The sequence below is a fragment of the Desulfovibrio sp. genome, assembly GCA_016208105.1.
In the GTDB taxonomy this organism is placed as follows: Bacteria; Desulfobacterota; Desulfovibrionia; order Desulfovibrionales; family Desulfovibrionaceae; genus Fundidesulfovibrio.
On the sequence record JACQYS010000008.1, the window covers coordinates 122884 to 136689 of the forward strand.

At 52.6% G+C, this 13806-nt stretch carries 13 protein-coding genes; 5 read left to right on the top strand and 8 right to left on the bottom strand.

Features of this window, described 5'->3' with window-relative positions; all coding sequences use genetic code 11:
* Window positions 1–246 precede the first annotated feature (246 nt).
* The 4 genes from HY795_03455 to pseI are packed head-to-tail and all read left to right on the top strand — an operon-like array spanning window position 247 to window position 3876.
* A complete protein-coding gene (locus tag HY795_03455; protein MBI4804271.1) occupies window positions 247–1044 on the top strand; it encodes a polysaccharide deacetylase family protein in 798 nt (265 codons plus the stop codon).
* On the top strand, window positions 1044–1778 hold the full coding sequence (locus HY795_03460; GenBank protein MBI4804272.1) for a glycosyltransferase family protein: 735 nt from the start codon (window positions 1044–1046) through the stop codon (window positions 1776–1778). The genes HY795_03455 and HY795_03460 overlap by 1 nt, the downstream gene beginning before the upstream one ends.
* Window positions 1775–2818, top strand: a complete 1044-nt coding sequence (gene pseG / locus HY795_03465) for a UDP-2,4-diacetamido-2,4,6-trideoxy-beta-L-altropyranose hydrolase (protein MBI4804273.1) — start codon at window positions 1775–1777, stop codon at window positions 2816–2818. Before HY795_03460 ends, pseG begins: the two co-directional genes overlap by 4 nt.
* Window positions 2815–3876 (top strand): pseudaminic acid synthase, encoded by a 1062-nt coding sequence (gene pseI / locus HY795_03470; protein MBI4804274.1) that lies wholly within the window; start codon window positions 2815–2817, stop codon window positions 3874–3876. Before pseG ends, pseI begins: the two co-directional genes overlap by 4 nt.
* A gap of 12 nt (window positions 3877–3888) precedes the next feature.
* On the opposite strand, the gene pseC is transcribed toward pseI, so the two are convergent.
* Window positions 3889–5046 (bottom strand): UDP-4-amino-4,6-dideoxy-N-acetyl-beta-L-altrosamine transaminase, encoded by a 1158-nt coding sequence (gene pseC / locus HY795_03475; GenBank protein MBI4804275.1) that lies wholly within the window; start codon window positions 5044–5046, stop codon window positions 3889–3891.
* 132 nt (window positions 5047–5178) lie between these two features.
* Between pseC and HY795_03480 the strand changes: the two genes are divergently transcribed.
* Complete coding sequence (locus HY795_03480) at window positions 5179–5721, top strand: formyl transferase (GenBank protein ID MBI4804276.1); 543 nt, start codon at window positions 5179–5181, stop codon at window positions 5719–5721.
* Here HY795_03480 and HY795_03485 read toward each other — a convergent pair.
* From HY795_03485 to HY795_03515, 7 genes are all read right to left on the bottom strand, one after another.
* Entirely contained in the window at window positions 5709–7139 is a 1431-nt protein-coding gene (locus tag HY795_03485; GenBank protein MBI4804277.1) for a B12-binding domain-containing radical SAM protein, read from the bottom strand. The two genes, HY795_03480 and HY795_03485, sit on opposite strands and share 13 nt — an antisense overlap.
* Before the next feature lie 6 nt (window positions 7140–7145).
* Window positions 7146–8132 (bottom strand): UDP-N-acetylglucosamine 4,6-dehydratase (inverting), encoded by a 987-nt coding sequence (pseB, locus tag HY795_03490; protein ID MBI4804278.1) that lies wholly within the window; start codon window positions 8130–8132, stop codon window positions 7146–7148.
* 67 nt (window positions 8133–8199) lie between these two features.
* A complete protein-coding gene (locus HY795_03495; protein ID MBI4804279.1) occupies window positions 8200–8583 on the bottom strand; it encodes a hypothetical protein in 384 nt (127 codons plus the stop codon).
* A gap of 332 nt (window positions 8584–8915) precedes the next feature.
* Entirely contained in the window at window positions 8916–10469 is a 1554-nt protein-coding gene (locus HY795_03500) for a hypothetical protein (protein ID MBI4804280.1), read from the bottom strand.
* Between the two features lie 92 nt (window positions 10470–10561).
* On the bottom strand, window positions 10562–11812 hold the full coding sequence (locus tag HY795_03505; protein ID MBI4804281.1) for a radical SAM protein: 1251 nt from the start codon (window positions 11810–11812) through the stop codon (window positions 10562–10564).
* Between the two features lie 162 nt (window positions 11813–11974).
* Complete coding sequence (locus HY795_03510; protein MBI4804282.1) at window positions 11975–12658, bottom strand: methyltransferase domain-containing protein; 684 nt, start codon at window positions 12656–12658, stop codon at window positions 11975–11977.
* Complete coding sequence (locus HY795_03515) at window positions 12651–13568, bottom strand: SPASM domain-containing protein (protein MBI4804283.1); 918 nt, start codon at window positions 13566–13568, stop codon at window positions 12651–12653. Before HY795_03515 ends, HY795_03510 begins: the two co-directional genes overlap by 8 nt.
* Between the last annotated feature and the right edge of the window lie 238 nt (window positions 13569–13806).

The window sequence follows — 13806 nt, forward strand, 5'->3', positions numbered from 1 at the left end:
AGGAGTTCTGTGTTTGGTTTTAATACCATGAATATTCATGTTACAAACGGGTGGGGCATGTCCAGCGGACTAATATTATTTTATCATCGCGTTAGGCCAGAAGCCTATGACCCTCCCTTGCTTGGAGTGACACCCGAGCACTTTACCGAGCATATGGAGATCCTAGACTCCAACTGCTACCCCATGTCACTAGAAGAACTAGTGAATCAATCCTTGAAGGGCATTCTGCCAAGACGAGCTGTGGCCGTGACTTTTGATGATGGTTATGCTGACAATCTCGAGATTGCTGCTCCGATCATGGCCCAGCGCGAGATTCCCGCAACCGTTTTTGTTACCACAGGCATGCTGGGCCGAGAGTTTTGGTGGCACGAACTCGAACGACTCATGCTGCATCCGGGACGTCTACCCGAAAAACTGCATCTTCGGACTACGGATCGGCATTATACATTTGAACTTGGTAAGTTCTCGTGTTTGGACGCTTCCGATTTTGAACGCTACAAAGAATGGACTCTCCTATCACCCGGTGCCCCTACTCCTCGGCATGCTGCTTATCGGGAACTGCTGGCTCTTCTTCCTCCATTGCCAGATGTAGAACGCCGGGTATGGCTTGAGGAGCTTCGCGCCAAAAGCGAAGGAGTCCCACTCGGCCCGGTGACACCTTGCCTGACTGCCAATGCGATTCGCGACGTTGCTCACAACTCCCTCGTTGATTTTGGAGCCCATACAATTAGCCATCCAATCCTCTCTCTTTTACCCCCTGAGAATCAACTTGCGGAGATTGCTCAATCTGCAAGAGATCTCGAATCCTTGATAGGTCGATTCCCCTTGTGTTTCTCCTACCCCTACGGTGGAACCATCCATTATTCTCGGCATACCCGGGACATTGCGGAAAAGCTGGGTTTCTCCTTTGCCTGCACAACAACACCGGGACTTGTCGGGCCTGATGTTGATCCATTTGTTCTGCCACGAGAAGTCGTTCGAGATTGGGACGGCGCAACATTTGCCGCTCACCTAGATGTGCTGTTTGAAGCCGGTACTGATTAATGCGAACGATTGCAGTGATTCAGGCACGCATGGGTTCCACCCGTCTCCCTGGTAAAGTCCTACGAGAGATTGCCGGTCGTCCGATGCTTGATTGGTGTCTTGCGCGGGTGGAAAGGGTCAGGGGACTAGAAGCAGTGGTGACTGCCACAACTATTCTCCCAGTGGACAACGCTATCGTTGATCATTGTCAGGCCAGAGGAAGGTTTGTCCTCAGGGGGGCCGTGGACGATCTGCTCGACCGCTATATGGATGCGGCACGTTCTTTCGAAGCTGACGCCGTGGTGCGAGTGACCTCAGACTGTCCGCTCATCGACCCGGAAGTGATCGAGGAGGTTCTGTCACTTTTTTTACGAAATCAACCTGATGTCCACTACGCTTCCAATGTCCATCCATTAAGAACGTTTCCTCGGGGTATGGACGTCGAAGTAATCCGTCGTGATGCTTTGGAGCGAGCCTGGAGGGAGGATTCCCGTATTACTTGGAGGGAGCATGTCACACCTTACATCCAACGTAATTCAGACATGTTTAATGTCAGATGTCTCAAACGTGTTTCAGAATGCCCTCAGTACCGGCTGACCGTAGACACTATCGAGGATTTCGAGCTGATAGAACTCATATTGACCCATTTCGGGAATGACCGGTTTAAACTCGATGACATAGTGGATTTGTTATCTGCCCATCCTGAATGGACATTGATAAACAGTAACGTGGTTCAGAAACTGGTGGAGGAATGATCCCTCCCCCCTTGCTTATTCTGAGGGCCGACGCCACGCCAAGTATCGGCTCTGGACACGTCCTGCGTTGTCTGGCCTTGGCCCAGGCTTGGGAGGACGATGGGGGAGAGGCCGTATTCGTGGGGCATTTTTCAGGAGAGGCCTTGGCGCAGCGTCTTGCCAAGGAGGGATTTGATGTCCATGCTTCCCCCCCCCATCTGCTGGGATTTGCTGATATCGCCCCGATATTAAAAGAGCTGGCGTCGGGTAGAGATACTTGGATTACTCTCGACGGGTACAATTTTTCTCTGGATTATCAGGAGGAAGCAGCCCGTATTGCCCCGGTGTTACTGATTGACGACTACGTCCATCAGTCAGTGTACCACGCAGACGCTCTGCTTAATTCCAGCATTGGAGCTGAGAATTTCGGTTACGACCTGCGCCCCGGAGCGATTGGACTCTTCGGGCCAAAGTATGCGCCAATCAGGCGCGAGTTCCGGCTTGCAGCCCAAGCAGATGCTGAGGTGGCTTCTCAAGCGCGAAGAGTGCTACTGAGTTTTGGGGGATCCGACCCATCGGGACTAACTATAAGAGCTGTGGAAGCATTGTCCTTGCTGCCAGGGGATGATTGGCAGTTTGTCGTCGCAATCGGTCCAAACCACTCCGACCCGGAAGGCCTGACCAGCTCTTTAGAGAGGTTTGCTCCCCGCTTTGAGTGCCGACGTCTTGGCGTGGAAATGCCACAACTTATGGCCTGGGCGGACATAGCCGTATCAGCTGCAGGGAGCACAAGTTGGGAGTTGGCATGTTTGGGAGTGGCCAGCATCCTAGTAGTGACCGTTCCCAATCAAGAGATTATCTTTCATGGATTGCTTGCGGCTGGAGCGGCAGAGGGGCTCACATACACTGGGCCGAGCTTTGAAGTGGAAATTCGCGAGCTTGTATTGTCTCTTGCCAGCGACTCTCGGCGCAGGATGAGATTGATCAATCGAGCCCGTACCCTTTGCGATGGACAGGGAGCTGTCCGAGTGGTCCGAGCGCTTAGAGGGAGACGACCATGAGTGGTTTTTCAATTGACGGTCGGGACATTGGGCCAGGCCTGCAGGTCTATGTTGTGGCGGAATTATCAGGGAATCACGGGGGAGATTTCGAGCGGGCTCTGGCCCTAGTCCAGGCGGCCTTCGAGTCTGGTGCGGATGCCATTAAGTTACAGACCTACACCCCAGATTCCTTGACCATCGACTGCAACACTGCGCCGTTTCGAATCAAAGACACTCCCTGGGGCGGGCGTACACTCCACGATCTTTACGCGGAGGCCGCCACCCCTTGGGAGTGGCAGCCGAAATTGTTCAAGGCCGCAAGAGATCTGGGGATGGGAGCCTTTTCGTCGGCTTTCGACGAGACCGCAGTGGATTTCCTCGAATCCCTGTCTGTAAGCGTCCACAAAGTTGCCTCATTTGAAATCGTTGATTTAGCTCTCCTGCGACGGATTGCGGCAACAGGAAAGCCAGTGATGCTGTCGACGGGAATGGCCAGTTTGGCGGAAATCGAGGAGGCAGTAACGGTACTGCGCCAAGGAGGTGCTGGTCCCCTTGCTTTGCTTCGTTGCGTGAGTTCGTATCCGGCGCAGCCTGAGGACATGAACCTGCGAACAATACCGATGCTTAGTCAGCTATTTGGAACCGTCGCAGGTTTGTCCGATCATAGCCTCGACATTGTCGTTCCTGTTTGCGCTGTTGCCTTGGGCGCGTGTCTGGTCGAAAAGCATTTGACCCTGCGGCGATCCGACGGCGGGCCAGATGCGATGTTTTCCCTGGAACCTCATGAGTTTGCTGATATGGTCCGAGCTGTAAAGACTGCTTCCACATCCATGGGTGGCGTTCGTTTCGCTCCCGTGAATGCAGAACTGCCGGGTCGAGTTTTTCGTCGATCACTGTTCGTCGTTAAAGACATGAGGGCAGGCGATGTATTCGACGAGTTAAACGTCCGTTCGATAAGACCTGGCTATGGGCTCCCCCCACGTTTCTTGGAAGTGGTGCTTGGACGCCGTGCAGCAAGCGATATTCCCCGAGGGACTCCAGTGAGTTTTGAGTTGTTGTCCCCTGTGGGCAACGACTGAAGGGCGTATTTGCTACATTAGGTGGTCGAAGGTACGGAGAGTAGCATCGATAATCCGCTCCACGGCATCGTCATCAAGGCCTGGGTGTAGCGGTAATGAAAGGACTCGTTTGGCTGCCTTTTCGGCGTTAGGACACATTCCTGGCCCATACCCAAATTTTCTTTGATAGAATGGGTGCATGTGGACCGGGGGATAGTGTACATTGACTCCGATTCCCTCAGCCCTTAAACGCCCGACCACCATGTCTCGCATCCCGTCCGGCATTTCATCTGCAATTCGTATGACATAGAGGTGGTGGGCGTGTCTAACCCCATCACGCGTGGCGAGAAATGTGAAATCCTTGCGGGAAAGGAAGGCATCGCTATAGCGAGCTGCGATATCCCGGCGTTTGGCCAGGAAGCTGTCGAGCCGTGAGAGCTGGCTGATCCCAAGGGCGCTTTGGATATCCGTGAGGCGGTAGTTCCAACCAAGTTCCTTGATTTCATAGCCAAAAGTCCCAGCCTTCTCCCGGGAACGAGCGTCGAGGTTCATACCATGGTTGCGCAGGCAACGCATCCGGCTAGCCGCAACGGAATCGTTTGTCAGGACCATGCCGCCCTCCCCAGTAGCAATATGCTTGACCGGGTGAAAGCTCAGCACTGTGGCGTCAGCCAAAGTTCCGACAGGGCGCCCGTTCAATTCGGCGCCAAGTGAGTGACAAGCGTCGGCTATAAGGTGAAGGCTTCGAGTGTTAGTAATCCGGGCTAATGTTTTATAGTCGCAGGGTTGGCCTGCGTAGTCTACGGGGATGACGGCGCGTGTTCGCTCGGTCAGGAGCCTTTCGACGTCGCTCGGACTAACGAGCAGCGTCTCTGGATCAACATCTGCAAAGATGGGTGTAGCACCTTGGTAGACGACACAGTTGGCAGTGGCGGCAAATGTTAGGGACGGAACGATCACCTCGTCACCTGGTTCGATATCGAAAGCGGCAGTGGCAACATGCAAAGCGGCAGTGCCGCTGGAGACGGCAACCCCTTGGGAAGCACCACATCGGGATGCAACGGCCTGCTCGAAGACATCAACGAGTGGGCCGGTAGTAAGCCAGTCCGAGCGCAAGGCCGCAACAACCGCAGCGACATCATCATCGTTTATTGATTGTCTGCCATATGGGATAAATGGCTTCGTACTCATGCGAGGAGTCTCCTTGGAGCTGCCGTCCATTTTGACAGGCCGTGTCCAGGCTGATATCATTTAAATATGAGGGTAATGTTCCTTGGGCCAGGGCACTCGCCAGTTTATGCGTGGCTACTAGACCGGGAAGAAATGTCTGAGCCAGTGATCAAGCCCTTATGCGTGGAACATTATGAAGCTTTTTCTCCGGAAATAGTGGTTAGCCACGGCTACAGGCATATCGTATCCTCAGGGGTTTTGTCGCTGGCATCTGGGCGGTTCATCAACCTGCATATCGGTTATCTTCCATTTAATCGCGGTGCCGATCCAAATTTTTGGAGTTTCGCAGAAAACACCCAGCCGGGGGTTACCATCCACATTATGGATGAAGGCTTAGATACAGGCGACATCATTGCGCAAAAGCCCGTTGTTTTTGGCCCTGACGAAACACTTGCTACGAGTTACGATCTACTTCAATCCGAGCTTCTAGATCTTTTTTGTGCCACCTGGCCCGGCATCAGAGCTGGGACATGCCCAAGAAAACCTCAGTCTGGATTAGGGAGCTGTCACCGGCAGGTGGACATAGAGCCTTACCGGAACAAGCTAGTCGCCGGATGGGATACACCCATCACCGCGATTCAGGGAGTCGCTTTACTGAACCCTCGGCTAGTCCAGCCAGGAGATTATGAGGACTGATTCCCGCTAGAAATGCCAGCGGCCCTATAGTATTGAGTTTTGATTAGCCCGTCATCAGAAAGCCCCAGCCTCAGTTCACGGTTTAAACGCGCAAGCCATTGGCGCACAGCGCCTTCGAATTCAGAATCGGACATTGCCGTGAGGTTGACCCGCAAGTCCTGCCGATCGCCCATGGCCAAAAGATATTCCTCTTCATCAGTAATCCGTCCGATGGACTTGGCATAGTCATAAATCGGCGTACCTGGCTGGGGTAGCAAATACCCACTGGAGGGATAAAGCCCTATATCCAGACAGAAACCAAAGGTTTCATCAAGTGTTTTGAGTGTTTCCTGGGGATAACCAAGAACGATGCTTGTCGCGGACGCTATACCAGCAGCATCCAACAGTTCTTTTTGGCGCCGAAACTGCTCAAGGGAGCTATTCTTATTCATGGCAGCTAAAATTTCTGCGTTTGCAGATTCCAGGGAGTAGCCAAAGCGGACGCATCCAACGGCTTTCGCTCTTCGCAGAAGTTCGAGGTCGCTTTCGTCGTGGAAGAGGTTAGCCCGGATGTTGCCAGCGAAAAAGATATCCAGGCGTTCCCGCTCCAATCCTGCTACAAAGTCGGCCACATGACGGCGGGAATAGAAGCTAAGGTCATCCCACAACCAAATGTAGTTTATTCCATATTGGCGTTTGAGCCTGCGGATATCTGCCAGAACAGCCTCTGTGGACTTGTGGCGGAAGCGTGAACCGATAAAGACGTGATAACAGAAGCCACAACGGTTGATGCACCCTCGAGCAGAATTGATGGTGAAAGGTCTGAGTTGGTCACGGGGCAAGGGGAGCGGATCACTCAGGTGACTCCTTAACCCGTCTATATAGGTTTCGACGTTGAAGATGTCGTAGTCCAGGGGGATCTCATCCAGGCTCTGTATGAGCTGGCGATCCTTGGTTCGAACGACCCTTCCCGCGCGTTTCACTGCTACACCTTCCACAGTTGCTATATCCCGGCCAGACATCCAAGCCTTGACCACCTCAAGCGCTGTTACTTCCCCTTCACCCATGACAGCGACGTCTGTCTCTGTGTGATTAAGCAGAATCTCGGGGATGGAAGAGGCCACGGAGTTCCCGACTACAATCAAAGCGGCAGGGTTGGTTCGGCGGATGTCGGCTGTCAGTCTTTTGACCGTTGAGTATCCTGTGACGATAGCACCAAGCAAAACAATATCATATGGGCCTTGGGAAAGGCGGTTGATGATTTGCTCTGGGCTTGGCCTAAGCGCATCAACGTCGAAAACCTCAAATGAGACTCCTTGGCTGGACAAGCCAGAGAGAACGTAAGCTAATCCCACGGGGAATATTTTCACCGGTGAATTTGGGCGAAGCGATACGTTGATCGCTAGAATACGGGGTGCTCGAGGCTTGGTTGGATTCATTGGAAATTAACTCTTCAGCGTCCCGAGCATGACAGACAATTCTTCCGGCGTCAGTGGACGAGCTCCAGATCCCGAGTTGTATTCGAAGTCTTCAGGCACTGGGCTTCCTCCGTTTTGGGCGATGTATGCCTCGCGGGATCGAATGGAGGCAATCACCACATAGTGATTGTCGAATTCCGTAGTGTGTGGAGCCTCTTCCCGAGAAACAAGGGTTTCGTGGAGCTTTTCCCCAGGTCGGATACCGACAACGCGTTGTTCGCAATTCGGGCATATGGCTTGGGCCAACTCCTGTAGCCCCAGACCAGGGATTTTGGGAACGAAGATTTCTCCTCCGGTCATAATCCGAATGGAGTTCAAGACAAAGTCTACCGCTTGTTCCAGAGTGATCCAGAAGCGGGTCATGCGAGGATCCGTAAGGGTCAACACACCCGTTTCTCGTTGTGCCATAAATAGCGGGGCTACGCTGCCGCGGCTACCAAATACGTTCCCGTAGCGCGCGACAGCAAATCGGGTGCCCCCTTCGCCAGAATAGGCAGAGCCGGCTAGAGCCATCTTTTCAGCGCAGAGTTTAGATGCCCCGTAGAGGTTGATAGGATTTACTGCCTTGTCAGTACTGAGGAACAAAACCTTCTCCACGCCTTGATCGATCGAACAGTCGATAATATTCTGAGCTCCAAGGACGTTGGTCTTGACCGCCTCCATTGGATTGTATTCTGCTGCTGGAACCTGTTTCAGCGCGGCCGCATGAATAATGTAATTGACCTTATGCAGCGCACGGTGCAGCCGTTCTTTGTCTCGGACATCCCCCAAAAAATAACGTAGGCAAGGGTGGCTTTCAATAGACAGTGTCTGGGCCATTTGCCACTGCTTGAGCTCGTCACGGCTGTAGATTATCAACCGTTTTGGTTCATATCGCTTAAGGATGGTCTTGATAGCCTCCTGGCCAAAGGAACCAGTGGCCCCGGTGATCAATATAGATTTGCCGTCGAACATGCGCCCTCCGGGCGGACCGTCTTCGGCAAGACGGCCGTATGTGTGGATTATCTCCACGTGTTGAGCATTAAAGCGAGTTCAGCCTGTAAAGAATCGGTGCATCCGGTCCTGGCTCTTCCTCACAAAAGACGAGAGAAAAATTCTGGTCATCGACCCCCCTTTTCCCCTCGAGAAAAACGGATGGTACGCAGGCCACCGCACCGTCAGCATCATAAAGCTCGGGCAGCCATTGGCTTCCCCTAATTTCATCAAGGTCAGGAAAGAAGTCCCTCAGCTCTGATGTCACGTTCCCCCGTAAGAGAGCCGGCTGCGCGGGAGTGGTCAAGATCATGGCACCATCTGCACCTGTAGAACGATCTGTTCCCCACGCCCAACTTGGATGCTTATTGTGGTGTAGTTTTTGGGCTGAAATCGTGATGCGTGAAGGTTCGAGGTGAAAAGCGGCTTCCACTGCGTCAATCCGGGCATGACCAATCCGGGCATGCAGAGGCGATAAAAGAACCAAGTGCTCAGAACGAAACGCATTCGGTGGCAGTATGCGAGATAGAAGTGTTATTGTCCTCGCGAGCCCTGGTAGGCCATTCTCAATGGATTCGCTGAAAAGCAAGGAGGTCATCCCCTTGGCTTCATATGCGAGACTGGGGTTGTTATGGATGCAAAAGGACTGGTACCCCGGATACCGATTTGCACATATCCGAGCCGCAAACGAGACAGCTTCACGAGCAAGCGCGGGGGGCGTCCCTTTCAGACTCGTGAGGCGTTCGTCAAGGAGATTGAGTATGATCAAAGGCATAAGTGAGTCCCGAAGTCGAAACCATCGGTTTTGAGAATTGTCTCGGCTACATCAAAGTCCGCCTGGGTATCCACATCCAATAGTTCATACGGGTCATCAATGACGAAACATTTCTGACCTGTCTTGCCAGCTGCGAATGATCGTCCATCGAAATAACCAAGGCTTTTGTATATTCTTCTAGAAGCGGGAGTTTTTAGAAAATTTGAGAGAGCCAAGGGGGTACCATTGTGCGGTAGGTAGAGCCTACCCCAATCCACGTCAACCGGAGCGCATGCCGTAACCAGCGGGTGGTCATCAAGGGCATCGAGCATTGCCTGGACGCGTCCAAGACGTCGGAGAGGGCTGGTTGGGTAAAGCGTGACCACTCGGCTAGGTACGAATCCGTCAATCTCACGCAGACGCTTTAAGCAATATTCAAGAGCTCCTTCGAGACTTGAGTCGAGGGCCGAAAGATCTGGAGGTCGAAGGAAAGGTGCCTCAGCACCAAAGGAACGGGCAACTTCGGCATATTGTTCAGAATCGGTATTGATAACGATTCGATCCACACCTTTCAGTCGTTTGGCTAACAGGATGGTATAGGCCATGAGAGGCATTCCCATCAGAGAAGCTATGTTTTTGTCTTTAAGACGGGTCGAACCAGAGCGAGCGGGGATGTGCACCAGAGTACTTTGAGTCGTGCCCAATGATACACCCAAGACGCGTGCAAGACCAAACGGAAGTAGCCTGACACCTTCAAGGGCGCGTTGGACGTCGCTGGAGTCTGGGGCATTCAGGGGAGCCCCCGAGGATACTTGACGTTCGAGCAGGGACAATAATGGGCCGCAAACCTTCAATGCCCGTTCAGCTGCATAGACAGGCAGGGACTTTGGCCAGCTTCCCGGTATTAGAAAGTGCTCGGAGATGAGGGGGCGAGAATATGAGGTCGGCTCGACCACACACTCACTGGAAACCATGTTTTTGAAACATGCGCGTACACTTTGATCTGGAGTCGAACCTGCCAAGCGTTCGAAACGGAACAGGCGGATCGGCAAATCATGCGCAGCGATAAGCATTGCAGCCACATTTTCGCACCAAACAGAAAGCATTTCATCGAGGTTTTTACGTAACCAATCATCGGGATCCGGGGTAGGGGTCCCATTGGGTAGTGCATCGTGTAGGGCCTTACTGCCAAACAGAAGGTACAGGTCGCTGAGGTAGTCTCGAGGATCAATCAGGATGTAAGCAAGCTCTCGAGCCTGTCCGAGAATTCCACGGCAATACGACTGCAAAGTGCTGTTGGTGAGAAGTGCTCCTGGCGTCTTGATGACATCAACAGTTGTAGCAATAGCTCGGGCCGGCTCGAATGGGTGGTGCAGGGTAGGCCCATGAGCTTCAATGCTCAAACAGGCAAATCCATCAAGATCCGGCACCGTGCCATACATGTTTGAAGCATGGGTGTTTGCCGGCAACAAGGCTAACAACCTTGGGTCTGATCCGATTGGGGCGGTCTGGCGTAAGGCCACAGCGATGTGGATGAGAGACGATCCAGCTAGAATCACGGACATCTGGTCATTTCCTTAAAGCGTGCTGGGAGTCGGAAAGTCGACACCCAAAATTCTACGACAAGAGACTGCATATTCCAGGCCGAGGAGGCGGATCATTGCTCATTTTTTTCATCGACAAAAGCTTCAATGCGTGACGCCAGCTCACGGAAACGTTCTGGGGGAATGTTCTCACAAAAATGGTTTGCTGGGCTCTGATGGTTGTAGAGTGAGACGTCGAAATCTGGAGGGATCAATCCTTTGTCGCGGCAATAGTCATAAGCTTCTGTGCCGGGATATGGCGTAAAAACACTGTATATTATTTTGTCAATATGCGGCGATTGCATCGCTTTGAAAGTGTCTGCGATTGTATCCTCGGTGTCAAATGGAAATCCAATAATAAAGAACGCCCGGACCTCTATCCCTTGTGCCTTGAGCAAGGAACAAGCTTCAAGAGCCTTGGATACTGTCACGCCTTTGCGAATTGCTCGCAACACTCCATCATTACCAGACTCAATACCTACAGCCACGGCGTTACATCCACCCTTCCGCATGGCAGTAGCGGTATCTATGTCCACTAGGTCCGCGTGTATCTCGCAGGTCCACGTGATGCCCGGGCAATTCTCTCCAATCGAAGCGCACAACCGTTTGAGATGACTTTTATTGATGCCGAAATTGTCATCGTCGAAAAGAAAGGATCGAAGGCCCATGCCACGTAGCGCCTGCAGCTCAGCGACAACATTTTCTATGGAGCGAAGGCGCGTGCGCCGGCTCCAAACATTGCGTGATCCGCAGTAGAAGCAGGCATGAGGGCAACCACGTGTCGCAAAAATATATTGGTAAGCGTGAGGAGGATAGAGCGCATAGTCCACGAGAGTGGTCGGAGCACTGGCATGTGGAAAAGGCAAAGAGTCGAGGTCATGGATGAGTTCCCGTGCAGAAGTCCGCTCGACAAGACTATTTCTGCGTAGTGCTAGTCCAGGAATGTCTGCCGGATCACGACCGGTCTTCAAGGCATTGAGCAGTTCGACCAGGGTGACTTCGCCTTCCCCGAGGACGCAGAAATCAATTTCGGGGACTTTCATGACCTCAGGCCATGCCATGGAGGGGTGAGGACCTCCAATGACCACCACGGTGTCTTTGTTGATGGCCTTGACTATACGTGCGAGCCTTACGGCAGAGGCAAAGTTTTGGGATTTCGAAGAGATGCCAACAACATGCGGGGCATACTCCTTGACAGTCGTTGCGGCTTGCCGCCAGACATCAGCATCAAGGTTGTTAAGATTCGCAAGATAATTACGATAACCCTCTCCGGCAAGATAGCTGATACGATAGTATTGGGGTTCTTCCGGAGAAGCGAAATCCAAATTCTGGGTCTTTACCTCCCATCCTCCCTCCTTTATGACCGCTCCGGCAAGATACCCGAGAGAAAGCGGATACTTAGTGAGAGATAGAGTGGGCCTGTAAAGGCGATAGAACGGTGGCTCAAATAACAGTAGCCTTGGTTGCACAGTGATGTCCTTTTGGCGCTAGACTAGGTTCTTCACGGCTCGGATGGCGATAAGGAGTTGGTAATCTGGATCGATGTGGGCGAGTTCTTCTTCAGTCAGCTCTTCTGTTACAATTCCATGCAGAAATGAGACCGAGGTGAGTACGTTACCAAATGTCTGGACGGAAACGTTCGTTGGGCTGAAAAAGTCTTCGAAGAGCCGGCGTACCCCGAGGTCGGTAAATCGCCAAAAGTCCCCCCAACGGTCGTAATCATAGCGACTTATCTGGCTTATGCCAGGGACGGAGGCCAGAATTACCCCCCCCGGGCGCAGAATGCGTTTGAGCGTGGTCAAGGCCGCGGCAAGGTCGTAGATAACCAGGAGAGTTTGTGTCAGGATTATGCAGTCGTAGGCATCACTTTCAAGGCCGCTCTCGACAGAGGTTATGTCCGCGATGATTGCTCCGGGCGGGGCGTCCTGGCCTACGTGGAGCACATCACAACGGGAAACATGCTCCCCTCCAAAGCGTCGAGAGTAACTATCCTCAGCGATCTCCAACACGCGGCCTCGAACATCTTCAGTATGGGATTCCAGGAATCGCGCAATATAGTGCAGATCAATAGGAGTTCCTCGGTCAAGGCCGAAGACTCGGCTTATGGGAGTGGTCCTTCGTAGATCTCCGAAGAGTACTTTCCCGAAAGGAGGTGACGACTGCTCAGGCAATTGAGGACTCCTTGGGAAAAGAACCCAGGTCAAGGTTGGGCCAGAGGGCTTGACAGGTCGCGATGGCGGCTGGCCCAGGCCGAGGCGGAATTCCTATTTCAAGGCTGCCCTCTCTACATAAATAGCACAGTGGATTCCCCCTGTTACCGGAGAGAAAGCTTTGTCTCAAGCTTGTCATCCGCGGACCGTTCCATATTTCCACGAGACTTTGGTGACGTAAATCCCCAAGGACGAAATCTGCATTGACGTCGCGGCAGCAGGGTACGACGCGTCCGTCCCAGAGGACTGAGACACTATGCCACGGGTAGTGACATACGTGCGCATTAAGAGCTGCGACGCGATTAGCTTCTCGTGCTTCACTCTCGCCACCTTCAGCCAGACGTTGTGCCTGGTCCAGGATGGCAGGTACCCGTCCGGAAAAAGTTGAATACTCGCCGAGAGCTGCTTCTACGCCTTCCATCGCACCAAAAAAAGAAAGAAAATCTTTCCACTGATGACGATTCAAGGGGTTCTTGATCATAAAGACTTTAATCGTAGGCCAAAGACTTGATGTAGATTTTTTATAATCAATGAGCCAGCGGAGGCGTTCGAGTCCCAAGGTGAAGCTTGCTCGCGGGCCTCGGATGGCCTGGAAAACATTGTCGTCCATTCCGTCAAAGATGAGCCAAATGACTGCTTGACGGTTGTCAACAGCAGCTCTGAGTATTTCTTCCGACGGTTCGGAAGCAGTAGACGATGTGATGACGTTAAGTCCCATGTTTTGAGCCAAAGCCACCGTGCGCCCGTATTCCGGATGCAGGGAAGGTTCACCGTAATGCATGAAATTGATTATTGCTCGCCCATCTGAGTGTATGTCCTGGGCGTATGGTCGTAATTCACCCAGGACTCGTTCTAAAAGGCCGAGGTCCATATCTCCAGTAGGCCTGCTCAGCAAGAATTTACGAGGGCACTGAATGCAGCGCATCCGACAACGTGATGTTGTTTCTATTTCCAAAACTGCAGGATACGCAGAAGAAAATATACTCCCGGCATGGTAGGCCCATGCTCTTAACTCCGAGTTCCTGGAGGACGCTTCGGCCATGGGCATTTTTCCAAGCACCATGTCCGTGTCCAATGGGGTTACACAGACTTTGCTCAAGTTGGTCATC